Origin of the sequence: Listeria monocytogenes (assembly GCF_041765605.1) — a bacterium.
In the GTDB taxonomy this organism is placed as follows: domain Bacteria; phylum Bacillota; class Bacilli; order Lactobacillales; family Listeriaceae; genus Listeria; species Listeria monocytogenes_D.
Map to the genome: position 1 here is coordinate 1,233,505 of NZ_CP168900.1, position 24,248 is coordinate 1,257,752.

General features: G+C 36.2%; 31 protein-coding genes. All 31 read left to right on the forward strand.

Features of this window, described 5'->3' with window-relative positions; genetic code table 11:
• Window positions 1–8: 8 nt before the first annotated feature.
• The 31 genes from AB2Q86_RS06365 to AB2Q86_RS06515 all read left to right on the forward strand — a co-directional run bounded on the left by AB2Q86_RS06365 (window position 9) and on the right by AB2Q86_RS06515 (window position 24,242).
• Window positions 9–194, forward strand: a complete 186-nt coding sequence (locus AB2Q86_RS06365) for a hypothetical protein (RefSeq protein ID WP_003727764.1) — start codon at window positions 9–11, stop codon at window positions 192–194.
• Window positions 191–481, forward strand: a complete 291-nt coding sequence (locus AB2Q86_RS06370) for a hypothetical protein (protein ID WP_003769971.1) — start codon at window positions 191–193, stop codon at window positions 479–481. Before AB2Q86_RS06365 ends, AB2Q86_RS06370 begins: the two co-directional genes overlap by 4 nt.
• On the forward strand, window positions 478–657 hold the full coding sequence (locus AB2Q86_RS06375) for a hypothetical protein (protein ID WP_012581472.1): 180 nt from the start codon (window positions 478–480) through the stop codon (window positions 655–657). The genes AB2Q86_RS06370 and AB2Q86_RS06375 overlap by 4 nt, the downstream gene beginning before the upstream one ends.
• Entirely contained in the window at window positions 654–827 is a 174-nt protein-coding gene (locus tag AB2Q86_RS06380) for a hypothetical protein (RefSeq protein WP_012581471.1), read from the forward strand. The genes AB2Q86_RS06375 and AB2Q86_RS06380 overlap by 4 nt, the downstream gene beginning before the upstream one ends.
• Entirely contained in the window at window positions 824–1,207 is a 384-nt protein-coding gene (locus tag AB2Q86_RS06385; protein ID WP_012581470.1) for a hypothetical protein, read from the forward strand. Before AB2Q86_RS06380 ends, AB2Q86_RS06385 begins: the two co-directional genes overlap by 4 nt.
• A 1-nt stretch (window position 1,208) precedes the next feature.
• Window positions 1,209–1,688, forward strand: a complete 480-nt coding sequence (locus AB2Q86_RS06390; protein ID WP_012581469.1) for a siphovirus Gp157 family protein — start codon at window positions 1,209–1,211, stop codon at window positions 1,686–1,688.
• Window positions 1,689–1,707: 19 nt separating this feature from the next.
• On the forward strand, window positions 1,708–2,397 hold the full coding sequence (locus AB2Q86_RS06395; protein ID WP_010991282.1) for an AAA family ATPase: 690 nt from the start codon (window positions 1,708–1,710) through the stop codon (window positions 2,395–2,397).
• Window positions 2,398–2,523: 126 nt separating this feature from the next.
• Window positions 2,524–3,717, forward strand: a complete 1,194-nt coding sequence (locus tag AB2Q86_RS06400; RefSeq protein ID WP_012581468.1) for a DEAD/DEAH box helicase — start codon at window positions 2,524–2,526, stop codon at window positions 3,715–3,717.
• A 22-nt stretch (window positions 3,718–3,739) separates the two neighbouring features.
• A complete protein-coding gene (locus AB2Q86_RS06405) occupies window positions 3,740–4,225 on the forward strand; it encodes a DUF669 domain-containing protein (protein WP_012581467.1) in 486 nt (161 codons plus the stop codon).
• A 22-nt stretch (window positions 4,226–4,247) separates the two neighbouring features.
• On the forward strand, window positions 4,248–6,536 hold the full coding sequence (locus AB2Q86_RS06410) for a phage/plasmid primase, P4 family (protein ID WP_012581466.1): 2,289 nt from the start codon (window positions 4,248–4,250) through the stop codon (window positions 6,534–6,536).
• Between the two features lie 333 nt (window positions 6,537–6,869).
• Window positions 6,870–7,187, forward strand: coding sequence for a VRR-NUC domain-containing protein (locus AB2Q86_RS06415; RefSeq protein ID WP_012581465.1), 318 nt, complete (start codon window positions 6,870–6,872; stop codon window positions 7,185–7,187).
• 1 nt (window position 7,188) lies between these two features.
• A complete protein-coding gene (locus tag AB2Q86_RS06420) occupies window positions 7,189–7,401 on the forward strand; it encodes a hypothetical protein (protein ID WP_003731659.1) in 213 nt (70 codons plus the stop codon).
• A gap of 589 nt (window positions 7,402–7,990) precedes the next feature.
• Complete coding sequence (locus AB2Q86_RS06425) at window positions 7,991–8,524, forward strand: DUF3310 domain-containing protein (RefSeq protein WP_012581464.1); 534 nt, start codon at window positions 7,991–7,993, stop codon at window positions 8,522–8,524.
• A complete protein-coding gene (locus AB2Q86_RS06430; RefSeq protein WP_009917712.1) occupies window positions 8,525–8,950 on the forward strand; it encodes a DUF722 domain-containing protein in 426 nt (141 codons plus the stop codon).
• A gap of 97 nt (window positions 8,951–9,047) precedes the next feature.
• The gene (locus AB2Q86_RS06435) at window positions 9,048–9,791 is read left to right on the forward strand and encodes an endonuclease domain-containing protein (protein WP_010991275.1); all 744 of its coding nucleotides are present in this window, start codon (window positions 9,048–9,050) and stop codon (window positions 9,789–9,791) included.
• A gap of 474 nt (window positions 9,792–10,265) precedes the next feature.
• A complete protein-coding gene (locus AB2Q86_RS06440) occupies window positions 10,266–10,580 on the forward strand; it encodes an HNH endonuclease (RefSeq protein WP_012581463.1) in 315 nt (104 codons plus the stop codon).
• A gap of 105 nt (window positions 10,581–10,685) precedes the next feature.
• A complete protein-coding gene (locus AB2Q86_RS06445) occupies window positions 10,686–10,985 on the forward strand; it encodes a P27 family phage terminase small subunit (protein ID WP_012581462.1) in 300 nt (99 codons plus the stop codon).
• Window positions 10,982–12,622 (forward strand): terminase TerL endonuclease subunit, encoded by a 1,641-nt coding sequence (locus AB2Q86_RS06450; protein ID WP_012581461.1) that lies wholly within the window; start codon window positions 10,982–10,984, stop codon window positions 12,620–12,622. Before AB2Q86_RS06445 ends, AB2Q86_RS06450 begins: the two co-directional genes overlap by 4 nt.
• Window positions 12,623–12,633: 11 nt before the next feature.
• Entirely contained in the window at window positions 12,634–13,764 is a 1,131-nt protein-coding gene (locus AB2Q86_RS06455; protein ID WP_012581460.1) for a phage portal protein, read from the forward strand.
• Window positions 13,761–14,477: a head maturation protease, ClpP-related gene (locus AB2Q86_RS06460; protein WP_012581459.1), complete on the forward strand. Its 717-nt coding sequence runs from the start codon at window positions 13,761–13,763 to the stop codon at window positions 14,475–14,477. The genes AB2Q86_RS06455 and AB2Q86_RS06460 overlap by 4 nt, the downstream gene beginning before the upstream one ends.
• A gap of 26 nt (window positions 14,478–14,503) precedes the next feature.
• Window positions 14,504–15,655 (forward strand): phage major capsid protein, encoded by a 1,152-nt coding sequence (locus tag AB2Q86_RS06465; protein ID WP_012581458.1) that lies wholly within the window; start codon window positions 14,504–14,506, stop codon window positions 15,653–15,655.
• 6 nt (window positions 15,656–15,661) lie between these two features.
• Window positions 15,662–15,832 carry a hypothetical protein gene (locus AB2Q86_RS06470; RefSeq protein WP_012581457.1) on the forward strand — a complete coding sequence of 57 codons (171 nt, stop codon included), beginning with the start codon at window positions 15,662–15,664 and terminating at the stop codon, window positions 15,830–15,832.
• A gap of 9 nt (window positions 15,833–15,841) precedes the next feature.
• On the forward strand, window positions 15,842–16,141 hold the full coding sequence (locus AB2Q86_RS06475; protein WP_003731645.1) for a hypothetical protein: 300 nt from the start codon (window positions 15,842–15,844) through the stop codon (window positions 16,139–16,141).
• Window positions 16,125–16,490, forward strand: a complete 366-nt coding sequence (locus tag AB2Q86_RS06480; protein WP_003731644.1) for a hypothetical protein — start codon at window positions 16,125–16,127, stop codon at window positions 16,488–16,490. Before AB2Q86_RS06475 ends, AB2Q86_RS06480 begins: the two co-directional genes overlap by 17 nt.
• Complete coding sequence (locus AB2Q86_RS06485; protein WP_003731643.1) at window positions 16,487–16,888, forward strand: hypothetical protein; 402 nt, start codon at window positions 16,487–16,489, stop codon at window positions 16,886–16,888. Before AB2Q86_RS06480 ends, AB2Q86_RS06485 begins: the two co-directional genes overlap by 4 nt.
• Window positions 16,885–17,268: a hypothetical protein gene (locus AB2Q86_RS06490; RefSeq protein ID WP_012581456.1), complete on the forward strand. Its 384-nt coding sequence runs from the start codon at window positions 16,885–16,887 to the stop codon at window positions 17,266–17,268. The genes AB2Q86_RS06485 and AB2Q86_RS06490 overlap by 4 nt, the downstream gene beginning before the upstream one ends.
• Window positions 17,269–17,289: 21 nt before the next feature.
• The gene (locus AB2Q86_RS06495; RefSeq protein ID WP_012581455.1) at window positions 17,290–17,877 is read left to right on the forward strand and encodes a major tail protein; all 588 of its coding nucleotides are present in this window, start codon (window positions 17,290–17,292) and stop codon (window positions 17,875–17,877) included.
• Window positions 17,878–17,947: 70 nt separating this feature from the next.
• On the forward strand, window positions 17,948–18,280 hold the full coding sequence (gene gpG, locus AB2Q86_RS06500; protein ID WP_009917698.1) for a phage tail assembly chaperone G: 333 nt from the start codon (window positions 17,948–17,950) through the stop codon (window positions 18,278–18,280).
• A gap of 50 nt (window positions 18,281–18,330) precedes the next feature.
• The gene (locus AB2Q86_RS06505) at window positions 18,331–18,480 is read left to right on the forward strand and encodes a hypothetical protein (RefSeq protein WP_009917697.1); all 150 of its coding nucleotides are present in this window, start codon (window positions 18,331–18,333) and stop codon (window positions 18,478–18,480) included.
• 15 nt (window positions 18,481–18,495) lie between these two features.
• Window positions 18,496–23,412 (forward strand): phage tail tape measure protein, encoded by a 4,917-nt coding sequence (locus AB2Q86_RS06510; protein WP_014589053.1) that lies wholly within the window; start codon window positions 18,496–18,498, stop codon window positions 23,410–23,412.
• Window positions 23,412–24,242: a phage tail domain-containing protein gene (locus AB2Q86_RS06515; RefSeq protein WP_012581452.1), complete on the forward strand. Its 831-nt coding sequence runs from the start codon at window positions 23,412–23,414 to the stop codon at window positions 24,240–24,242. The genes AB2Q86_RS06510 and AB2Q86_RS06515 overlap by 1 nt, the downstream gene beginning before the upstream one ends.
• Window positions 24,243–24,248: the final 6 nt, after the last annotated feature.

Consider the following 24,248-nt stretch of genomic DNA (forward strand, 5'->3'; position numbering starts at 1 on the left):
GTGGCGGAATGAACGATAAAAAAACAGATTATAAAGTATATAAAATAACATACAAGCAACGTTTCATGGGGGAAGTTATTGTTGATTCATATGAAAGAACGGTAAAAGATGATAACGAATTACGGTCTGCAATTAACGCTTTATATGACGACCCACATGTGTTTTCAGTTAGTAGTGAAGAGGTGGCGGAATGATTTTATATGGAGTAGTAACATATAACGATGTAACAGAGTGGACAACGGACTTCCTAACAGCTAAAAAATGGTTGGAAAATGCTAAGCAAGTTTTCTATGACGGAGAACTTGATGAAGATTACTATGTTGCGTTAATAAAGTTAGACGTAGAAGCATTCTTATACGATAAATATGACAAAGAAACAGATTTGAGTGATCAGTTACATGATGAAGCTGAGACAATGAAAGAGTATTGTTTGTTATTAGATGATGACGGAACTTACATTGTAAGAGAGGTGTCGGAATGAACATACAAGTAGGAAGCAAAGTAAAAACAACATACAAAACAAAGTTTGTTAAAAAAGGTGAGTACGGAACAGTGAAAGAAATATATGATGTTGTTAATATCCCGGTTACAGCATTAGTAGATTTCAGGCATTCAACAGTTTGTTTCTTCATTAGAGATTTGGAGGTGGCAGAATGACAAAACAAATAATCATCAACGAAGCAAACAGTTTACTTCACAGGAAAAGCAAAGAGCTAAGTAAATCCATTATTAAAACACCACGCGATCTCGAACGTTTCGCGATTGGGCTGGATAAATTATCACAAGAAATGTGGGACTATAAAAATGAATTGGAGGCGATTAAATGAGTATCCGGCCGGGCGATAAAGTAGAAGTGCAGGATAGGTCAGGGGTAGCTGAATTATGTGTAGACGGAGAGCAGTTTCATGTTCTGATTAACAACAATGGTCTGCTTACTGTTGAAGATGAAGACGGATTTTCATCCTTTAACATACCAGCAACTCAAGTCAAGAAAATGAAAGAAAATAGGAATAGTCAATTAGTAAATGAGCTATATGAACAATCAGACTCAGTAAGTTTTAGTATATATAATGCAGATACAGATAAAGCTAAGATGTTTGTATCTAATGTAAATAAGCCACAATTTGACGAAAGAAACAATGTGAAGTGGTATTCTGCATCAAAAGGCAAAATAACAGCAACAGCATTTTTGAAAGGAGATGATTAATATGACAACACTTTATTCCATTCAAGAAAAGTATCAACAGTTATTAAATTTAGCTGAGCAATTAGATCCAGAGATATTAAAAGATACACTTGAAAGCATTGAAGATGAATTAGAAACAAAAGCAGAAAATGTTGCGTTTGTTATTAAAGAATTAGAAGGGCAATCACTTATTTTAGATGTAGAAATTAAACGTTTATCAGAACGAGAAAACACGATTAACAATAATGTGAAGCGACTGAAACAATCACTACATGATGCTATGCTAGTTGCTAATAAGCAAAAAATAAAAACGAATCTATTTACATTAGATATTCGGAAAAACCCTCACAGTGTACTTGTAGAAGATGAGAGGAAGTTAATTAATTATTTAGTTGAACAACCTAAGAAGCTGGATAAGGCTAAGTTAAAAGATGATTTGAAAAAAGGCATTGATGTACCAGGAGCCGTTTTGGTTCAAACGGAAAGACTACAAATAAAATAATAAGTAAGGAGGAATTTCATTGGAATTTATTCAATCAGAAAAAATGAAAAGGTCGGAGTATTTTAATATTATGATTTATGCAAAACCGGGAGCAGGGAAAACAACGACGATTAAGTATTTAGAAGGAAAAACATTAATGTTGGATTGTGATGGTACGTCGAAAGTATTAAGTGGATTACCTAATATCACGATTGCGACATTAGATCCTCGAAATCCCGTACAAGATATGGCTGATTTTTATGGATATGCGAAGGCACATGCAGAGGAATATGACAATGTAGTAATTGATAATTTAAGCCATTATCAAAAATTATGGTTAATGTTTAATGGGAGAAATACAAAATCAGGTCAACCAGAACTACAACACTATGGAATATTTGACACACATTTAATAGATTTGATTTCCGTGTTTAATAATTTACCAAACACAAATATAGTATATACAGCTTGGGAAAACACGCGTCAAATACAGATGGAAAGTGGGCAACTGTATAATCAATTTTTGCCTGACATTAGAGAAAAGGTAGTTAATCACGTTATGGGAATTGTTCCTATAGTCGCAAGATTAATAAGAAATCCTGAAACAGGTCAGAGGGGTTTCTTACTCACAGAAAACAATGGTAATTTTGCAAAAAATCAGCTAGATAATAGAGAGTTTGCCTTGCAAGAAGACCTATTCCAAATTGGTGATGTTGATGTTAAAGCTTAGAGAATATCAACAAGAAATTATAAATGATGTAAAGGGGGCTTTTTTACAGGGATATAACAGACCGTGCGTTGTTGCTCCCTGTGGCTAGGCGCTGGTAAATCAGTTATTTTATCAGAAATAATTCGCATGACAACGCGCAATAAAAATAATGTTCTTTTCCTAGTTCACAGAAAAGAATTGATTGACCAAATTAGAAATACACTCACTATGAATGATGTTGACATGACATTTGTCAATTTGGGGATGGTTCAAACTGTTGTTCGACGTTTAGAAAAAACTTCCGAGCCAGCTCTAATCATTATTGATGAAAGTCATCATGTGCTTGCAAATAGTTATAAAAAAATAATCAATCATTTTTCTAATGCTAAAGTGGTCGGATTTACAGCAACACCTGTACGAATCAATGGGGGTGGCTTAGGAGATATAAACGATATTTTAATTGAAAAAGTTAATGTGAAGTGGTTAATTGAAAAACAATTCTTAGCACCTTACAAATATTTTGCTCCCGAAATCGTTCAAACGGAAACATTAGACATCAAACGAACTGGCGAATTTGATATGACAGGACTTGACGACCAATTCAACAAAAAAATGATTTGGGGCGATGTCATTAAGCATTATCAAAAGTTAGCAGACGGAGAACAAGCAATACTTTATGCTTCTTCCCTTTATCAAAGCAAAAAAATGACAATGAGTTTTGAACAAGTGGGTATCACTGCAGCACATATTGATGGCAAAACACCAAAGGCGGAACGCGATCACATTATCCAACAGTTTCGAAATGGCGAGATTAAAGTGCTATGTAACTTAGATTTAATTGGTGAAGGATTCGATGTTCCAGACTGTTCTACTGTGATTATGCTACGACCAACACAGTCACTATCACTGTATATCCAGCAATCAATGAGAGGGATGCGATACCGAACTGGCAAAACAGCTATCATTATTGACCATGTTGGAAATGTCAATCGTTTTGGTTTGCCGGACATGGAACGAAAATGGTCCTTAGAAGCGAAAAAAGGGAGTAACAGCAACAAAGCAGAAGCACCTGTAAAAATTTGCCCTGACTGTTTTATGACAGTTTTGTCTAGCAGCAAACAATGCTCACATTGTGGTCATGAATTCAAAGTAGAAGTAAAACCAATACAAGTTGACGAGGCAGCAGAGCTACAAGAAGTAACAGAAGCAGTTTTTAAAGTAAATTATAGTAGTCCAAGCGAATGTACGAACATGAAAGAATTATATGAATATGCAAAAGAACACAATTATAAAAGAGGATGGGCATTCCATCAAGGAAAAGCAAGAGGATTTATCAAATAAAAACGAAAGAAGGAATTTAAAAATGTTTAAAGTAGATCATAATGATGTTTTCACAAATGGAGTAGAAAATGGTACGTATGAGGTGGTTTTATACAACGCAAATGAAGATGCGACAAAAAATGGAGCGGAGTTCATTAATATTGATTTAATTATCCGTAATGATGTAAATCAAAAATTCCAGAATGCGCATATTTTTCACCGAGTATGGAAAGCAAAAGCAACAAATGAATATAGTCGAACGGCATTAAATACAATCGCTAAAGCAATCCAATTACCTAACGGCAAAGATTATAATACATTGGATGAATTATTAAAAGACCTGTTAACTAAGACATGCCAAGTTACTGTGAAAAATGAAGAGTCTGAATACAATGGTCAAACATACAATAACTTAAACGTGAAAGCATGGGGCGAAAGTAAGATCACTGGACCGCTACAACATCAATTTAAAAAGAAAGAAAATGACTTGCCACCAGTGGAAGTGAATGAGAGTAATCTACCGTTCTAAGCAATGAGAGGAGCGCACAAACGTGTATGAACAAATTCCGGACGAATTAAAAAAATTAAAACAATGGTGCGCTTTTCAACTTGTTTGGGATGAAGAGCGTGGCAAAAATAAAAAGATTCCAATGAACGCAAATGATGGTTCCTATGGAAATAGTGCGGATGAGCGAACTTGGGCAGACTTTGAAACTGCCCTTACTTCTCTCAACAAATATCAATTTGATGGATTAGGATTTTATTTTAAAGCACCGTATTTTGGCGTTGATATAGATGATATTCAAGACGACATTCAAGATTATTTATACGGAAACACAGAAAACCTAGCTGCTGAATTTATTCAAACACTCTCAAGCTATACCGAGTACAGTGTGAGCGGAACAGGAATTCATATTATCGCAAAAGGAAACTTCCCAGAAGGTGGACGTCGTAAAGGAAATATCGAAATGTACCCAGATGGTCGTTTTTTTGTTATGACAGGGCAAGTTATTAATAATTACCGCCAAGTAAATGAAGCAACGTCTGCTATTCAATATCTTCACTCAAAATATATTGGTTCAAAAGAAATAAGACAGGCAAATCATTTACAATCTACAGTGGATTTACCAACGAACGAGATCATACAGCGAGCCGTTCAAAGCAAACAAGGCTCACAGTTTAAGACACTTTATGATGGTTTATGGGACGGTTTATACCCATCACAGTCCGAAGCAGACTTAGCTTTTGCGAACATGCTTGCATTTTGGACTGGTTGCGATCCGGAAAAAATGGACGAGATATTTCGTTCTTCGGGTTTATACCGAACAAAATGGGATCAAAAACGAGGAGCGCAGTTATATGGTGAAATGGTTCTTAATAAAGCAATTGCCAACACATCAGAAGTTTATCAGCCCGGCAGTGATTTAGAAGGTTACTCGATTACTGTGAAAAATCAGAACCGAACTGTTCGTAAAGTTTATGGTTTAGATGATACAGGTAATGCTGAACGCTTTCGAGATAAGTTTCACGACATCGTACGCTTTTCCTATATTAATAAAGGATTTTACTACTATGATTCAAAAGTATGGAAATACGATAACATTGGAGCCGTTAAAACACTTGTTGATGATGTGATCAAAGATATGAAGAGTGAATTTGCTTATATGGAATCAGAATCCGATGCTGAAAAAGCGTTTATGAAGCACCTAAAGGCAACGAGGAGTAATAAAGGGAAAACGAATATGTTAAAAGAAGCCCAGCATTTAATGCCAGTCCTCCCAGAAGAATTTGACCGATATAAATATTTCTTGAATACGCAGAACGGTTATATCAACCTACAGAGTGGAGAATTATTGGACCATGACAGGCAAAAAATGTTTACAAAAATCAGTAATATCGAATATACCGATAAGATTGACGCGCCGCTTTGGGAGAATTTTTTAAATGATATTTTTGCAGGCGATCAAGAATTGATCCACTATATTCAAAAAGCTGTAGGTTATTCGTTGTCTGGTTCCACATCAGAACAAGTCATGTTTATCCTTTTCGGCAATGGGCGAAATGGGAAATCTGTTTTTCTCGATATTATCAACGATATTTTTGGCTCCTATGCAACAAACATCCAGCCACAAACAATCATGGTCAAACAGCAATCTAGTAATGCAAATAGTGATATCGCACGTCTGCATGGTGCTAGGTTCGTAACAACGACCGAACCGAACGAAGGTGTGCGTTTAGATGAGGGACTGGTTAAACAGCTCACAGGGGGCGACAAGGTAACAGCACGGCACCTGTATAAGGACGAATTCGAATTTACACCAGAATTCAAAATATGGATGGCGACCAACCACAAACCGATCATCAGAGGGAGAGACGATGGGATATGGCGAAGATTGCACTTAGTACCGTTTACTGTGAAAATACCCGATGAAAAGGTAGACAAGCAGCTAAAGTATAAACTTCGAAGTGAACTCACTGGCATATTGAATTGGGCAGTTGAAGGATTTCTTAAATGGCAGCGAGAAGGTTTAGGAATGCCGAAAGCAGTAGAAAAAGCAAGCTCCGAATACAAGTCAGAAATGGACGTTATCACTGCATTTATTGAAGACTGTTGCGAAACAGGCGAGAACAAACAGATCAATGCTAAAACTCTCTACGAAACATATAGAGAGTGGGCGAGAGACAATGGACAGTATTTAATGAGCAGCACGAAATTTGGTAAGGAAATGGGTTTGAAGTTTGAGAAGAAGAGGAGTAACGGACAAACTGCATATAAATGCATAACTTTGAATAAAGAATACAATCCTATGAACAAACCATTCTTTTCAACAAGTTATTAGCAGTGCAGGTTCATCTAAACTTGCACTGTGTGGAATGTATTGCAGCAGAACGAGTTTGACGGTTTTAGTTAGTTGACAGTGCAGGTTTGCGCCAAAATCCATAAACTTCTCTATAAAAATTTTTCCTAGGAAACTTTTCTTATTTTACTACTAACTTGCACTATTAATAAAAAAGTATTAATAAAGTAAGTGATAGCAATTGATTTGGGACAGTGCAGGTTTGAACCAACTTGCACTAAACTTGCACTGACTTGCCCTGTTTTAGCTAATAATTTAGCACTTTTTAACCAACACATAACATACGTTCGTATTTTTGACCAAAGGAGTGATTAAATGACAGCAGAAATGGATATACAGAATTCTATACGTTTAGAACTTTCCCGCCATGGGCATTACGTTTTCCGTGCTAATGTTGGCAAAGTGAAATTACCAAATGGACGAATTTTTGATACAGGATTGCCAAAAGGATTTCCGGACTTATTCGGATTCCGTGGAACAGATGGAAAAATGTTTTTTATTGAAGTGAAAAATGAGATAGGGAAGTTACGACAAGAACAGAAAAACTTTCAACAAGCTATGCAAATTACACCGGCCATCTGTGGAGTAGCAAGAAGTGCTGCAGAAGCCGTGCGAATTGTGGAGGAGGGGTAAAATGAAGCTAAGAGATATTACAAACAGTAAATGCGATGTTCGGGAGTATATGAATGTTGATTTTCCAGATTGGCTTTTAGAACAACTAAAGGACGAAATAGATTTTGATATTATTGAGGCGTTAAAAGAGTATGCCGTTATTTACGTGAAGCATAATGCGCTGGAAAAAGAAATAGAACCTTTTGATATTTATAAAAAAGTAGAGGAGGGGTAAAAAATGAAGAGCGACGATTAAAGATGTGATGAATTTAGAGAAAAAACCTGTCAAAATCAATGGAAAGACTGCACGGGTTTATCAGAGGTGTTAATTGTGTATTTATTAGGAAATATTCTGACAATGGTTACAAAAAATATGTAACCCAGAGCGAAAAACGTAACTTCCAAAAATCGCATAGTGTCAGTAGCTAGACACGTAAAAGTTACAAGTTACATTTTTTTATTAATAAAAAGTATATATATTTATTTATATTTAAGAAAAGAGTACAAAAATAAAAACTTTTTCGCCGCTTTTTTTGTAACCTGTAACCACGTTCTGTCAGAAGGGATTTGAGTGGTTACGTGTTACAAAATGGGTTTTGTAACGGTATAGTCGGCGGAAAATGAAGGGATGACATTGATGAAAAGATTTCTTGTTATATGTGGAAATCAAGCAGATAGGAAATATGATAATGGTAGCAGGTAGTATTACTTTTATACCTGGAGTGTTTTTTGGAGTTTTGTTGGTGATATTGTTTGCCCCAATGCCGCACTTATCTAAATCACATAATTCGCCGTGTACACAATTAAACAAGGAGGAAAAACGAATGAAAATATATCACACAGAAACACAAGAAGATTTTGATGCTTTATTGGAAGAATTGAAAAATGAAGGGTATAGCTGGTTTTTCGGAGAGGTTATTCCGTCATATGACTCGGAACTTTGGGAACGGTATAAGCAAGATACTGTTGTGCATATAGAGGAAGAAGGAGTAAGTTGGGGGAGTCTTTCTTATGCTAAATATTTACACCCCAACACACCAATTGAAAAATACAAAGTGAAACAAGACGAAGTTGCAAAGTGGTTCCGTGGCGCTACAAATGCCATGAAAGCATTTTCATCCAATGGAGTATCTATGAAAAACGAAAATAACGACAAAGTAAATAATCCTGCACATTACACAGCAGGTGGTATTGAAACGCTAGACTACATCAAAGCAAAAGTATCTGATTATCCTTCTTATGCGGTCGGAAATATACTTAAATATGTCTCAAGATACGAGCACAAGAATGGCATTGAGGATTTAAAGAAAGCGCAATTTTATTTAAATGATTTGATTGAATGGATGGAGAGTGATTGAATGTCAAAGCGATTACGTAAAGCACAATATAAACTTATTGAAGATGAATTAAGATTTTATCATTCTACTAAAAAAGAATTGATGGAAAAGGAAGTTAATGTAACACTGGGCGCTTGGCATAGAGAATACATTGACGAGAACCAAGGTGGTGGCAGTGCAGGGAATATTAGTAATGAAGTGGAAGATCGTGTGATGTTACTGCAAATGGATAAAGAGATAAGTAGATTAAAGAATATTATAAATGCAATTGAGTCTGTGCTTAATAGATTGAATGACGAGGATAAACAATTGATTCAGTTTAGATACTGGGACAGAAGCAAACCAACTTGGGTATGGATTGCCAGTAAGTTGAATATGGACGAGAGTACAGCTAGAAGAAGAAACAAAACAATCATCCTTTCAATAGCTGAAAGATTAGGATATTAAAATATATTGCCCGTTTAACGCCCGTTTTGAACAATAAAATAAGTTTATTATAGTATTATAGGCAGGGCCTATTAAAAATGAAAGTCGAGGGGACTATATGAATTTAGTTAGGTGTTGGGAATGCGAGCAATATATTTCGCAGGAAGCTTCCGTACATTTCAGAGATTTGTCTGGCGGTAGAAACTTATGCGTTGAATGCCAACATAAGTATCGAAAAAAAATAGAAGAAAAGAAAAAAGAATATATTGCGCACAAAATCGAAGCAACACTTGAAAGAGCAATACATCTTATAGAAATGCAAGAATGCTGTAGTATGAAAATGGATGAATACCTTGACCCATATAACACAGTAGCCCAATTTTATAGAAATGACAGTAGCAAGTTTGATTCTGCCCATGAAGTAATGGCTTGTATCGAATTGTTAAGAAGTCAGATTAAAGTAAAAACACAACAAAGAATAGGGCGCAAACGAGTAGATTTTATTTTGCCAGACATGAAGGTTGTATTAGAGATTGATGGAGGGCACCATCGTTTTAGGATTGGTAAAGATTCAGAACGAGATGTGTTTATCCTTAATACTTTGAATAAATCTGAACACGGTTGGGAAATTATTAGAATACCAACTAGATTTATTGAACAAAATATTAGACGTCTTGTTCCTTCTATTAAAGCATTATATAAAGAACGTCAAGAACTAAGAAACAAACATAATGGGTTCATTCCGTCTTATTACTCAAGAACAAATAAGATGTCTCACATATCAGCGATTAAAGGTGTTGCTTCAGATAATGAAATCGAAGCAATGGAACATGAACTGTTAGACGGAACTGAGCATCTATAATCACATGATGATATAGCAGGAGGTTGCTATGTTGCCTGGCAGAGGCTTTGTATCTGATCGTTGGTCTTGATGGGAGACGCATCTCATTCCAACCTCACTAGTCCCAACAAGAGACACCTTCTTGTTCAATCTCAATACTCGTGGCGGAATAGGTAGACGAAGCACAGGATAGAACTAATGTGGCTAAGACATACGTTTCTTAGCTTAAAACTCCTGTAAAACAAACAAACTAATTAGTTCATGCAAGGTGCAAATCCTTGCCGAGTATATTACCTGAATAAAACCCCGCACACCTCTTAACAATGTGGAACGGGTCCTGTGTCTAGTGACGGAAATTCATTCCGGATTCGACTGGATGAAATACAAAGTATTGACGAATACTACCGTAGAAGTATTCAGGTCTCATAACTACGGATACATAGAACAATGAAGTCCAGCACATTGCGTGTTGGGCTTTTATATAGGGGTGGATTAATGCTAACACAAGCAGAACGTCATACATTCTATAAGTCAAAGGCATGGGCAAGCATACGTAAAGAAGTATTAAAGCGTGATAACTATGAGTGTCAAGAGTGTAAGAGGCAAGGAAAGGTGTTTACTGATTATCATGACCCAGACAAGCATAAAAGACTCGATGTGGACCATATTAATGATTTAGAACATCATCCTGAACTTGCGCTTGATATAGATAATCTCACTACTCTGTGTATAAAATGTCATAACAAAAAACATAATCGCTTTCAATTTAGAAGGAAAATAAATAAATGGGTGAATGATGAACGATGGTGACACCCCCGGGTCAAAGGTTTGCACTTTAATTTGGCTCTGGGGAACGGTGTGGGGGTCTTCTCCGCAGAAATGTTAAAAAGTCTCATGAAGGAGGGGGTGTTAAACATGAGCTATGATATTAAAAAATTGGAAAAAGAGCTGCTGTCAAAAATCGATACTAGCAGTCAAAAAGAACTTGAAAAAGTAAATCGGTATATTAATTTAATTAAGATTTTTTATGAGTTAGATGAAAGCATTGAAGCAGATGGAGCGGTAGTGACAACGGAAAATGGATCACAAAAATTTACCAAAACGCATCCGGCTATTCAAGAAAAAGGTCGCATCAATACATCCCTTCTTTCTATTGAACGATCCTTCATTTTCAAAGGCGAAGATAATCCGCTGGATGGTAGTGATCTTCTATGATTAGCAATCGTCATGTAGATGCTTATATTGAAGCATATGAAAGTGGAAAGATTTTATTGAATGAAGAGAGAATTGATTTAATAAAATGGTTGCAGAAAACCATTTTAATTCGAGACGATCTTTATTTCGATGAAACACGAATTGATAACTTTATTAGATTTGCTGAAAAATGGTACTACAAGCTAGAGCCATTTCAAAAGTTTATTGCGGCATTTGTTTTTTTATATAGAAAGAAAGATGATGAGGTTCACTTTAAAGAAATCTTTTTAACATTTGGTCGAGGCGGCGGTAAAAATGGTTTTATCTCTGTTCTAGCACATTTTTTTATAAGCCCTTTACATGGCATTAAAAGGTATAGTATATCAATTGTAGCTAATAGTGAGGAACAAGCGATGACGTCTTTTGACGATGTTTTTAATTGTATTAAGGATAACAAACTAACAGGAAGCTTTAAAAATGCCCGAGCTAAAATAACAGGTAAAGCTACTGATAGCATTTTAAAAGCAAGAACATCTAACGCAGATACAAAAGACGGTGGTCGAGATGCCTGCGTGATTTTTGATGAGGTTCATAGGTACGAAAACCAAAAGACAGTTGATGTGTTTACAAGCGGTTTGGGGAAAGTTCCCAATTCTAGAATATTCTATATTGGGACTGATGGATTTGTTAGAGAAGGGTTTAATGACAAGTTAAAAGAAAGAACAGAAGCCATTTTAAAAAACGAAAGCGATGATGATAGGTTTTTTGGTTTTATTTGTAAGTTGGACAACTCAGAGGAAGTCAAAGACGAGAAATTTTGGGAAAAGGCAAATCCTATGTTAAGTCAACCTAGAGGAGCTTATGCTGAAACTTTATATGAAGAGGTTAAGAGGCAATATAAAAATTTACAATTTAATCCATCTGCTAGAGAAGAGTTCATGACTAAACGAATGAATCTTCCAGAAGTCGACTTGGAAAAGGTAGTAGCGCCGTGGAAAGATATTCTCGCAACTAATCGGGAAATGCCAGAACTTCGTAATCGGGCTTGCATTGGTGCATTTGACTATGCAAGTGTCAAAGACTTTGCGGCGGTTGGATTGTTATTCCGTGTGGGTGATGATTATATTTGGAAATCACATTCATTTGCTAGAAAAGGATATTTGGATATCGCAAACCTTAAACCGCCCATCAAAGAATGGGAAAAGCAGGGATTACTGACCATTGTAGATGAACCTACAATCGACCCTCGTCATGTGGTCAATTGGTTTGTTGAAATGCGGGAAAATTACGGTATTCAAAAGGTCATTGGGGATAACTTCCGAATGGACCTGATGCGCCCGCTGTTTGAAGCAGAAGGATTCGAACTGGAGATTATTAGAAATCCACGTGCAGCTCATAGTTTGCTAGCTCCGCGAATTGAAACTTTATTCGCAAATCATCGCATTGTGTTTGGCGATAACCCTTTGATGCGCTGGTATACGAACAATGTGGCAGTAAAGATCAAACCCGATGGCAATAAAGAATATCTAAAAAAAGACGAACATAGACGTAAGACAGATGGATTTCAAGCGTTTGTCCATGCTCTATGGCGTGCAGATGAAATAGAAGACCTTGATGTAGATGAAGTTTTAAATATGCTTAATGCCATTACGTTTTAGGAGGTGATATATTGGGATTTCTTTCGGAGATATTTAAACGGAACAAAGAAATTGAGTGGATGTGGGATTTAGAGTTTTTAGAAGATAAAACAACAAAGGTTTATTTGAAGAAAATGGCTTTAAATACGTGTGTAAAACATATAGCACGAACGATCGCCAAATCTGATTTTAGATTGAAAAGTGGAGAAAGCAGTGTACGAGACGGATTGTATTATAAATTAAATGTTCGTCCAAATACAGATATGAGTTCGAGTTCTTTCTGGGAAAAAGTGATCTATAAATTAATCTATGATAACGAGTGCTTAATCGTCCTTTCAGATACGGACGATTTTTTAATTACTGATAGTTATGTTAGAAAAGAGTTCGCGCTTTATCCGGATGTTTTTGAAGGGGTTACGGTGAAAGATTATCGTTATAATCGTAATTTTAGTATGGATGATGTGATTTTTCTGGAATATGGAAATGAGCGACTAGCTGCATTTACTGATGGCATGTTTGAGGATTACGGTGAGTTATTTGGTCGCATGATTCGGGCGCAAATGCGTAACTTCCAAATTCGTGGAGCTGTTAATTTTAAAATGGCAGGTATTGCGGATGATGAAAAACAAAAAAAATTACAGACTTACATCGACAAACTGTATGCTGCATTTAACAATAATGAGATTGCCATCGTTCCTCAACTAGAAGGCTTTAACTATGAAGAGTTTGGAACGTCTAGCGTCAATAGTAGCCAAAATTTTGATGAGATCAAAAAACTTCGAAAAGAAATGATTGATTATGTAGCTAGTATTCTCGGCATTCCCTCTGCTCTGCTACATGGGGATATGGCAGATTTGAGTAATAATATGAAAGCATATATGGAATATTGTATTGATCCTCTCACTAAAAAGCTAGAAGATGAATTAAACGCTAAATTATTTACTTCCAACGAGTTTTTAGCGGGTGAACATATCAAAATCATACACAAAAAAGACATTATAGAAAATGCAGAAGCTGTAGATAAGTTGGTTGCCTCTGGTTCATTTAATCGTAATGAAGTTCGAGAATTATTGGGCGCTGAACGAGTAGATAATCCGGAATTAGATAAATATTTAATTACTAAAAACTATCAGTCAGCAGATGAAGGAGGTGAGAATGGATGAAATTAGAGGTCAAAGGAACAATCATATCGAGCAATCAAAAATGGATTTACGATATGCTTGATATGGAAAGCACTAGCCCACGCGATATCATTTTACCTGAAAACAATGAGCCGGTTGATGTAATTATCAATTCTGGCGGAGGCGATGTGTATGCTGGTAGTGAAATTTATACTACATTGAAGGGCTATAATGGCACTGTAAATGTGCAAGTTGTAGGCATTGCTGCTAGTGCGGCTTCGGTCATTGCTATGGCGGGAGATAAAGTGGAAATTAGTCCTACAGCCCAGATCATGGTGCACAATGTTGCTTCCGGAGTGTTTGGAGATTATCGAGATCTTGAACATGAAGCTAAAGTTTCGAAAGGCTTCAATGTATCTGTGGCAAACGCATATATGGACAAGACTGGAAAGAACATGGATGAATTATTAAATCTAATGGGTGAAACTACATGGTTTAACGCACAACAGGCAGTAGAAGCCGGTTTTGCCGACGAAGTAATGTTTTCTAATGAGAAAGCACCGCAATTAGTTGCCAGTCTCTCACCGGTAATACCACAGGATGCAATCGAGAAAATCATAAATAATATTAAACCACCGCAGTTAGATATCGATGCAATTGTAGGAAAAGTAATAAACCAATTAGAACAAACAAATACTAAAGAAGAGAAACCACGAAAGGAAAATAAAAATCCTTTCAAACGGTTTCTTTTTTAATACCCAAAAATAGGAGGAAATAAATTATGACTATCAAATTAAAAAACAACCTCGCGAATTACGAGGAAAAACGCACAGCTTTTGTTAATGCTGTGAAGAATGAAGAAACGCAGGAAATTCAAAACGAAGCATATGTGGAAATGGTAGATGCAATGGCTGCCGACATCATGGATCAAGCTAAGAAAGAAGCACGACAAGAAGCAGATCAATACATTTCAGCTAGCCGAACAGACAAAAATATCACGAACGAAGAAATTAAATTCTTTAATGATATTAATAAAGAAGTTGGCTACAAAGAAGAAACATTGCTTCCGCAAACAGTTGTTGATGAAATTTTCGAAGATTTAACAACTGAACATCCTTTCTTAGCTTCCATCGGAATGCGTACAACTGGTTTGCGAACTAAGTTCTTGAAATCAGAAACTAGCGGGGTAGCGGTTTGGGGTAAAATCTTTGGCGAAATTAAAGGTCAATTGGATGCAACGTTCAGTGACGAAGAATCTATTCAAAACAAACTGACTGCTTTTGTAGTGGTTCCTAAGGATCTTGAAAAATTCGGTCCAGCATGGGTCAAACGTTTTGTTGTTACTCAAATTGAAGAAGCGTTTGCTGTTGCACTCGAAAGTGCGTATATTGTTGGGGACGGTAATGACAAACCCATCGGCTTGAATCGTAAAGTTGGAAAAGGTAGTACGGTAGTAGATGGCGTATATGCTGAAAAAGCAGCTACTGGTACACTAACGTTTGCTGATCCAAAAACAACTGTGAATGAATTGACAGATGTGTATAAATACCACTCTGTGAAAGAAAATGGACATCCACTGAACGTTGCAGGTAAGGTTACGTTGCTAGTCAATCCGACAGACGCATGGGATGTTAAGAAACAGTACACAAGCTTAAATGCAAACGGCGTGTATGTTACGGCACTTCCGTTCAATTTGAACATTATCGAATCATTGTTTGTTCCAGAAAAGAAAGCCATTTCTTATGTGGCCGAACGTTACGATGCATTGATTGGTGGACCATTGGATATTGGTACTTACGATCAAACACTTGCTATTGAAGATTTAAATCTTTACGCTGCAAAACAATTTGCGTACGGTAAAGCGAAAGACGATAAAGCTGCTGCTGTGTGGACACTAAACATTAATCCAGCGGAACAAACTCCGGAAGGGTGATTGTAAATGGCTAAATTTGAAGTATTAAAGAAATTTAAAGACAAAGATACCAAAGAAGTATATGAAAAAGGAACAGAAATTGAATTGACTGTAAGACGTGCAGATGAAGTCTCTGATAATTTGGGAACTTCTTTTTTAAAGCGATTGGATGAACCAAAAAAAGATAAAAAAAAGTAGGTGCTGTGCATGGAAGTATCAGATGACCTTCTTAAAAAATTTAAAGAGCGTATGCATATTTCTCACAATAGCGAAGATAGCAATTTAAAAGAGTTGCTATCTTTTTCTATTGCTGATTTACAAGAAAAATGCGGGCTGTTTAATGTAGATGAACATGTTAGGGCAAGAGAATTGGTCATTGATCGTACTAGATACGCGTATAATGATTCGATAGAATTCTTCAATGAAAACTTTCAATCACAAATAACTAGCTTAGGTTTCTCTCTCTATGTAGCTGAAAGTGGTGAATCTGATGAAGTTTCAGTTTAAACCTCAAAAAGTTCAGAGCGGGGATTTACGTACTCCGGTTGTTTTTTTTGAATATCAGCCGGCAAGTGGTCCTGAACCAGGTGAAATAGAAAAGATTACCCTTTTTGAATGTTTTGCAGAAGTTTATAAACCATCCATGAAGGACTTAGAAATTTTACATGGCACGGGAACAAAAGAAGCTGTCACAATTAATATTCGAGACACTAAAGGTGAGTATACAGTTAGTAACAAACATTATGTAGAAATATTAGATTATCGTTATTTGGGCAAAAGATTTAATGTGATTGATGTTAGCCCAGACTTGCAAAATAATCGCTTTGTAAATATACTTCTGGGGGTTCAAACATGAGTGTAGAAGTTACTGGAGTAGAAGAGTTGGAAAGACAGTTAGTCAGTTTATTTGGACGAGAAAACTTGCCGCAATTAGTAGACCCTGCTTTAATTGCAGGTGCTACTCTTGTAGCAAAAACACTTAAAAGTGAATTTGTTCAATTTAAAGATACAGGCGCATCTATTGATGAAATCAATATAGAAAAACCTTCGTATGACAAAGGGGTAAGAAGTATAAAGATTGACTGGAAAGGTCCTAAAGACAGGTACAAAATAATTCATCTCAACGAATATGGTTATACAAGGAATGGTAAAAAAATCACACCAGCAGGAACAGGTAGTGTTGCCAGGTCACTAAGAATATCTGAAAGAGCTTATAGGGCAATTGTACAGAAGAAAATAGGTGATAAACTATGATTGATATTTTGAATGTCATATATACAACATTAAGTAAAAACGATATCATTCACACTACTTGCGAAGAGAGAATTAAATATTATGATTTTCCAGGCACAGGTGATTCTACAAAAACCTTCTTGTTAATAATACCTTTAGATGTTCCAATACCAACTAATTTTTCCAGTAATGAATCCAGGATGGAAGATTTTTTAGTACAAATTGATGTGCAATCTAACGACAGATTAATAGTAAAAAAAATACAAGACGAAGTTAGAAAAGAAATGAAACAAATAGGATTTGGACAACTCGCTGGTGGTTTAGATGAATATTTTCCAGAAACAGGGCGATTTGTAGATGCACGAAAATATAGCGGATTGCCCTACAAACTATATCAATAAAAAATAATAGGAGTGAAATAAATGATTACAACAATCGGATTTGAAAAAGCAACTTTTGGAATTTATGATGAAAAAGACGAAAAGGTAACAGAAAAAGTAGAAGTAAATGGTAAGAATAAAAAAGGTGGTACGGTTGAAGCTGATATTTCTGGTCTTGATGCTGAAGCTATTAAAGTTTTCGCTTCGAACGGTCCATACTACATTTCCAAAAAAGGTTCTGGCGATGTTAAGCAAACAATCGGTATCATGGAACTTCCATTTGAATTAGGACAGAAGTTATTAGGTCGTCAAAAGAATGCAGATGGTATTGTAACTGTAGGGAAAAACACTGCTCCACCATATGCGTCATGCGTGATGGAAAGTGAAACGTTGCGAGGGGAGCCGGTGTTCTTTGCTTTATTAAAAGGAAAATATGGACAAGATGACGTTAAATTAAACACATCTGAGGACAAACCAAAGGAACCTGAAGCAACTAGTCTCACTGGTGAATTTGTTTATAATGATGCTGGGGACGTTTTCGCGATGGCTGTGGGCGAAGAATTCCGAGATAAAATTTACAGCATGGCTTTTCCTGGTTTTGTTGAAACACCAGTAGTACCGGAAGGATAAAAAATTTTAAGAGTAGGTGAAATCCTACTCTTTTTTGTTGACCAAAATCATAAAAAAGGTGGAGAAAATAGTGATTAAACTAGAAATATTTAATAAAAAAGAAAAAAAGAAAGAGCTATATGAGAGAGAAGATACATCTGTAATTGAATTAGAAGAATATTGGAAACTACAAGAAAAAATTAGAGAATACATCAATACTTCTGACGATCCAAAGAAAACGACAATTTTGGAAATGCAGTTAAAATTTATTGTGAAATTATTTGATGATGAAAACATTACAATAGATTTTCTTAAAAAAAATATTCCTTCGAAGAAATTAAACGATACGTTGGTGTCTGTCTTTCGGGAGATTTCACCAGATGAATACGAGGATGAAGATGGTGGAGATGAGGAAGCAAAGTAATAACGCTTACCGAGTTTTTGTCCGATCTCGATGCAATTAGGCGTTACTGCATGAAAGAGTATGGCTGGACAATTCGAGAAACAGATAATCAAGAGTATAAGAAGTTATGTCGTCTGATAATCGAAAAAGAAGAAGCAAAATCAGAAAACAACAAAGTTTCACTTGTTGACTTTGTATCACAATATCAAGATGTCAATTGAGGAAGGGGGTAAATAATGAATAAACTTCAAGGATTGTCGATTAACCTAGACCTAGATGCTACTAGAGTGGACGAGGGAATGAAAGGGTTGAAGCGGACCCTCGGCTCTGTGAACAGCGAAATGAAAGCGAATCTTTCGGCGTTTGGTAAGGGAGAAAAAACCTTATCTCGTTATGAAACAGAGCTAGATGGTCTTAATAAAAAGTTATCTGTTCAAAGCAAAATGGTTTCTCAAACTAAAAACGATTTTAAAGATTTAGAAAAACGAAATGCTTCTTTAAATGGAGAGTTGAAAGAGTCTAATAAAACGTTAACTGAGTCAAAAAAACGTTTTGAACAGCTTTCTAAATCTGGCAATGCAACTGAAAAAGAATTAAAAGAAGCGGAAAAAGAAGTCAACTCAAATCAAAAATCGTATAACAAACTTAACAAAGAACTACAACAAATGCCAAAAGCTTTAGCAGCAGGGGAAAAAGCAGTAAATAATGAAGTTGCAAATTACAATAATTTGCAAAGAAAGATTGATACTACCACAGAATCTTATAAGAAATTCAAGAGAGAGCAAGCTGTTAAAAGCTCACCGTGGGGAGCAGTGACTCAAGATTTAGACAAGTATCAAAAAAAGTTAAATGAGACAGGAGATAAACTTGTCGCTTTCGGTAAAAAAGGCAGTTTGTACATGGCTCCAGTTGCGCTTGGTTTAGGTTTCGCAACAAAAAAAGCGGCAGACTTTGAGCAACAAATGTCGAACACTTTATCTGTCATGTCTCCTGGTGAGGTAAATGAATATAAAGATGCTTTAAGAGAACTTGCTATTCAACAAGGTGCGGATACGAAATACTCCGCATTAGAAGCCGCACAGGCACAAGAAGAACTTTTAAAGGCAGGTCTTTCAGTTAAAGATGTTATAAATGGCGGATTGTCTGGAGCGCTTTCATTAGCAACAGCTGGCGAGTTAGATTTAGCGTCAGCGGCAGAAATTGCAGCTACAGTTTTAAATGCGTTCAAGGATGATAATTTGAGCGTGGCGGATGCGGCAAACATTCTAGCTGGTGCAGCAAATGCTTCTGCCACAGGTGTAGAAGAAATGAAGATGTCTTTACAACAAGTTTCTGCTGTTGCCAGTGGCGTTGGTCTCTCATTTGACGATACATCAACAATGTTAGCAGTATTTGCGCAGAATGGTTTAAAAGGTTCTGATGCAGGTACCTCTCTAAAAACGATGCTACAAAGGTTGCATCCTACAACAAAAGCGGCATGGCAACAATTTGATGCTCTTGGGTTAAGCATTGTGGACAATGAAACTGCTATGAAAGTATTGCAAGAAAATGGTGTTAAACCACTCTCGAATGATACAGATAAATTAATGGGACAAATTCAAGATTTAGCTAAAAGTTTGGCAGGTCCAAAGGCAAGTGCTTCTAAAGTTAACAAAGAATTTGAAGAATTGACCGTTGCCACTGGCGCAGTCCACTCCGCGTTTTATGATACAAACGGGGAATTAAAATCAGCAGAAGAAATATCTGGTCTATTGCAAAGCAGTCTAAAAGATTTGAACTCCGAACAGCGTAGTGCAGCGCTAGGTGCTATGTTTGGCTCCGATGCAGTTCGTGCTGGGAATATTGCTTATCGTGAAGGCGCGGATGGAATAAAGAAAATGCGCACTGAAATGGGAAAAGTAACTGCTGATGACGTAGCTAAAATGAAAATGGATAATCTGAAAGGTACTATTGAAGAAATTTCTGGTGCAATTGAGACCTTTGCTATCAGCATTGGAACATCATTGACTCCGGTATTACGTGGTCTAGGAAAGTACATTCAAAAAGCAGCTGATTGGTTTAATGGTTTGAATGATAGTACTAAAACGGTTATCTCTACAGCAGGTGTAGTTGCGGTAGCGATTCCGGTTGCTGGACTAGCATTTGGATTTATTGCAAAAGGGGCAGCGGCTGCTATCTCACCTGTAAAGAAATTAACAGCAGCGTTAGCAGAAAACTCTGTTGCTGCTGGAACTAATGCAGCGACTACGCAACTTGCTGGAAACGCTTTGCCGGTAGCTGGAGGGAAAGGTAAAGGTTTCTTAGGTAAAGCTGGCTCGTTTTTTAAAGGAAGCAAAGGAACAAAAGCGCTATCTACGGCTGATATGGCTGGTGATATTGCGAGTTATAGCAAATTCGGAAAAATTGGGGCTGGTTTGAAAGGATTAGGCAAGGTATTACCCGGCATTGGGATAGCCTTATCCGCTAGTCAATTGATTGGTATTAATAAAAAAAATGCAGGGGATAAAGCTGGTAGTGCTGGCGGAAGTTTAGCGGGAGGCGCAGCTGGTGCGGCAATCGGAACAGCAATTGCTCCTGGAATCGGAACCGCGATAGGTGCGGCAGTTGGAGGCATAGCGGGAACGAAATTTGGTCAGGCATTCGGTAAGAAAGTTCAAAAAGAATTTCCAGAATATCAACAGAAATTTGTAAATATGTGGGATGGATTGTCAGATTCTGCTAAAAAACATCCTATACTATTAGCACCTGTTAATCAAATTAACGATCAAATTAAAATGGCGAAAGCAGGATATGCGGCTATAAAAGATGTGTTTGCTAATCCTTTGAAAACGGATATTTCCGGAAAAGGTATTAGTAAAGATACAGCAAAAAATGTAAATTCTTATAAAACTATGTCTCAAAACGCAATCTCTGAATTGAAGTATTTAGAAATGTCTGGGGATGTAATCACTAAATCAACATCTGCTAAAATTAGCAAAAATTATAATGGGATGGTTGTACTAGTCGAGAAATCTTTTGAGAAGACTAAAAAAAGTTCTGATAAGAATTTAAATACTTTGTCAAAGAATAGCATGTTATCAGAAGCAGACATAAAAGCGGTTAAAGAGAAGCAAGCAAAAATACAAAAATTGTCATTAGATGAAGTGAAGAAAAACAACGAAAAAATCCAGAAATTAAATAAAGACATGGCGGCCAAAAATGCAGATATTACTAAAAAGGAAAAAGCGGATATAAAAGCTATTAACGACAAAGCGGCAAAAGAAGGCAGAGTTTTAACCGCTTCAGAGGAACAGCAAATTACGAGCATCAAACGTAATGCTGCAAATCAACGAAAAGCTAGTAATCAAAGTTATAGCAATCAAATACAAACAATTGCTAAAAAACAAGAAACAGCAGTGGTTAGTTCTTTGAGTAAGTCTGCAAAAGAGCAAAAATTAATTTTAGGAAAACTGAAAGACAGTAGTGGGAAATTAAGTACAGAACAAGCTTCAAAAGTGGTTAGCGAATCGAAGAGAGCAAAAGATGAAGCAGTAAAAGAAGCTAACAAGAAATATAAGGATGTAGTTGCTGCTGCTGACAAAGAATATTATGTGAATGGAACTATTACGAAAAAGCAACATGATGATATTGTAAAAAAAGCTAGGAGCCAAAAGAATAAAACCGTAAAAGCGGCAACTGAAATGCATGAACAAGTAGTCAGTCAAGCTCAATCACAAGCTACTGGTCATTTAAACCAAGTTGACTGGGAAACAGGTCAATCATTATCGAAATGGGATAATTTTAAAGTTAATTTAGCGGGTGTGATTAACTCTGTCACCGGTGGAATAAATAAAGTATTAAAATTCTTTAGTTTACCTACCATACCAGAATGGAAGCCAAAAGGTTATAATAATGACACAAAAAAAATAAATACTAGCAAAAGAACTTCCTACGGTAGTAACCTTGCAATGGATTACACAGGTTCTAATAATGCATCCGGACAAATTATGGCTGGCGAAGAAGGATTTGAGATTGCATATAATAAACGCAAAGCACAAGCACAAATTTTAGGTGCAAATGGTGCAGAAATAACGCATGTTGCGCCAGGTACTAAAATTTTGAATCATGCAGATTCAAAAAAAGTCATGCAAGGCGGACTTGGTAAAACATTGCCTGGCTTTGCGAATGGGAATTCATCCATTAATGATTTTTTAAGTGACGCATGGGATGGAACAAAAGCTGTAGCTGGGAAAGTAGTTGATTTTTCTAAAAAAGCATTCGATTGGGCAGCGCATCCTATCAAAAATTTAAATAAACTTTTTGGTGGTTTATCTGCAGGCGTGAAAATGGGGAACGATGGAAATTTAGGTTCCGATGTGCTGAACTATTTGAAAAACAGTATCGGTTCACCTCTAGAAAAAATGCTGTCTGGTTTTAAAGAAACGGCGCCAGTGGCAGGACCGGCTGGGAAAGGTGCTTCGGCGTGGTCTAGTGTTATTAAGAAAGCTGCTCTAGCCATGAAAGTGGATTTGTCCGGTGGTGAATTAAAAGGGATTATAGCACAAATTCATCGTGAGTCTGGCGGGAATGAAAAAATAACTCAGTCATCTGCTGTTGTGGATGTTAATACATTATCAGGCAACCCGGCTAAAGGTTTGCTTCAATATATACCACAAACATTCAATGCATATAGAATGAAAGGGCATAACAATATATTTTCTGGTTATGACCAGTTGCTGGCATTCTTCAATAACTCGTCATGGAGAAATGACCTTCCCTATGGTAAACGAGGTTGGGGACCACGAGGACATCGTCGATTTGCAAACGGTGGTTTTGTAAACAAAAATGAAATGATAGAAGTTGCTGAGAACAATAAGCCAGAGGTCGTCATTCCCCTTACTCGAAAAAACCGAGCAGTTCAATTAATTAAAAAAACAAAAGAAATTATAGGAATGAATGATGGCGGTAGTGTCACTATCAATAATAATAATAGTAATAATAATAATAATTTGATTTTGGAAGAAATGAAAAAGCAAAATGAATATTTAAAATTACTTCTGATGAAAAGCTCTAAAATTGTTATTGATAAAAATTCTATAATTGAAACAGCAAATGAGGGCTTAGGTGTCAAATGGAGCCGAAGCAACTATGAAGATGGTGGTGTTACATTCTAATGAAGATACCAAAAAAATCAAGGTGGGTATTGATACTAAATAAAAATAATGAAAAAGAGCTCACGAGTTTATCGGGGCTCTATTTTTTAGAAGCAGAACAAGAAGATTTAAACTACAGAGCACTTGTACAAACGTCAGAAATCAATGATGGCGAGGTGCCAATATCTAATTTTTTTGACCCTTTTACACTAAAACTTCTTTTCTACTTCAAGGGGAGGGATGAAAAAGATTTAAATTTATTAGTACAAGAATTAAGACAAGAATTAGCTATAAGGAATTCTTACTATGTTGTTCATAGTGATTTGCCAATGTTTAAATATCCTTGCAATCAGGCAAGTTTCGAAATTGAGAGAATAAACAATTCTGATGCGAAAATATCAATTTCTTTCAGAGTCTTCAAAGGTTATAAAGAATCCCTTCCTAATACACTTTCGGCACAGCTTATTGATAATAACTGGGGATTTGGTATGGGCTTAGAAATGCAAGATTTAAGTTATACACATGAGACTAAAAGCTTTGATATTTTTAACGCAGGCTTAGAAATTGACCCACGTTTACAGCATACATTAAAGATAGCTTTTTCTGGAATTGTGACAAACAAATTGACGATATACAATCAAACAACAGATGATTCTTTTATTTATAATGGAAATTTAAAAAAAAATAATATTTTATTATTGGACGGTGTTTACCCTTTGGTAGATGGAGCAAGGTGTGGTAAAAATACAAATAATGGAATTGTAAGACTTGCGAAGGGAAATAATAGTATAAAAATTGAAGGTGCAAATGATTTTAAAATTAGTTTTGCTTTTCATTTTCTCTACAGATAGGAGTTT

Coding starts and splice junctions, on each gene's coding strand:
- AB2Q86_RS06405 (WP_012581467.1), top strand. CDS start 3,740: ATGTTTAAAGTAGATCATAATGATGTTTTCACAAATGGAGTAGAAAAT.
- AB2Q86_RS06400 (WP_012581468.1), top strand. CDS start 2,524: ATGACAACGCGCAATAAAAATAATGTTCTTTTCCTAGTTCACAGAAAA.
- AB2Q86_RS06510 (WP_014589053.1), top strand. CDS start 18,496: ATGAATAAACTTCAAGGATTGTCGATTAACCTAGACCTAGATGCTACT.
- AB2Q86_RS06435 (WP_010991275.1), top strand. CDS start 9,048: ATGAATTTAGTTAGGTGTTGGGAATGCGAGCAATATATTTCGCAGGAA.
- AB2Q86_RS06450 (WP_012581461.1), top strand. CDS start 10,982: ATGATTAGCAATCGTCATGTAGATGCTTATATTGAAGCATATGAAAGT.
- AB2Q86_RS06440 (WP_012581463.1), top strand. CDS start 10,266: ATGCTAACACAAGCAGAACGTCATACATTCTATAAGTCAAAGGCATGG.
- AB2Q86_RS06515 (WP_012581452.1), top strand. CDS start 23,412: ATGAAGATACCAAAAAAATCAAGGTGGGTATTGATACTAAATAAAAAT.
- AB2Q86_RS06490 (WP_012581456.1), top strand. CDS start 16,885: ATGATTGATATTTTGAATGTCATATATACAACATTAAGTAAAAACGAT.
- AB2Q86_RS06485 (WP_003731643.1), top strand. CDS start 16,487: ATGAGTGTAGAAGTTACTGGAGTAGAAGAGTTGGAAAGACAGTTAGTC.
- AB2Q86_RS06425 (WP_012581464.1), top strand. CDS start 7,991: ATGAAAATATATCACACAGAAACACAAGAAGATTTTGATGCTTTATTG.
- AB2Q86_RS06470 (WP_012581457.1), top strand. CDS start 15,662: ATGGCTAAATTTGAAGTATTAAAGAAATTTAAAGACAAAGATACCAAA.
- AB2Q86_RS06420 (WP_003731659.1), top strand. CDS start 7,189: ATGAAGCTAAGAGATATTACAAACAGTAAATGCGATGTTCGGGAGTAT.
- AB2Q86_RS06390 (WP_012581469.1), top strand. CDS start 1,209: ATGACAACACTTTATTCCATTCAAGAAAAGTATCAACAGTTATTAAAT.
- AB2Q86_RS06480 (WP_003731644.1), top strand. CDS start 16,125: ATGAAGTTTCAGTTTAAACCTCAAAAAGTTCAGAGCGGGGATTTACGT.
- AB2Q86_RS06415 (WP_012581465.1), top strand. CDS start 6,870: ATGACAGCAGAAATGGATATACAGAATTCTATACGTTTAGAACTTTCC.
- AB2Q86_RS06385 (WP_012581470.1), top strand. CDS start 824: ATGAGTATCCGGCCGGGCGATAAAGTAGAAGTGCAGGATAGGTCAGGG.
- AB2Q86_RS06460 (WP_012581459.1), top strand. CDS start 13,761: ATGAAATTAGAGGTCAAAGGAACAATCATATCGAGCAATCAAAAATGG.
- AB2Q86_RS06375 (WP_012581472.1), top strand. CDS start 478: ATGAACATACAAGTAGGAAGCAAAGTAAAAACAACATACAAAACAAAG.
- AB2Q86_RS06365 (WP_003727764.1), top strand. CDS start 9: ATGAACGATAAAAAAACAGATTATAAAGTATATAAAATAACATACAAG.
- AB2Q86_RS06370 (WP_003769971.1), top strand. CDS start 191: ATGATTTTATATGGAGTAGTAACATATAACGATGTAACAGAGTGGACA.
- AB2Q86_RS06465 (WP_012581458.1), top strand. CDS start 14,504: ATGACTATCAAATTAAAAAACAACCTCGCGAATTACGAGGAAAAACGC.
- AB2Q86_RS06380 (WP_012581471.1), top strand. CDS start 654: ATGACAAAACAAATAATCATCAACGAAGCAAACAGTTTACTTCACAGG.
- AB2Q86_RS06495 (WP_012581455.1), top strand. CDS start 17,290: ATGATTACAACAATCGGATTTGAAAAAGCAACTTTTGGAATTTATGAT.
- AB2Q86_RS06445 (WP_012581462.1), top strand. CDS start 10,686: ATGAGCTATGATATTAAAAAATTGGAAAAAGAGCTGCTGTCAAAAATC.
- AB2Q86_RS06430 (WP_009917712.1), top strand. CDS start 8,525: ATGTCAAAGCGATTACGTAAAGCACAATATAAACTTATTGAAGATGAA.
- AB2Q86_RS06505 (WP_009917697.1), top strand. CDS start 18,331: ATGAAAGAGTATGGCTGGACAATTCGAGAAACAGATAATCAAGAGTAT.
- AB2Q86_RS06475 (WP_003731645.1), top strand. CDS start 15,842: ATGGAAGTATCAGATGACCTTCTTAAAAAATTTAAAGAGCGTATGCAT.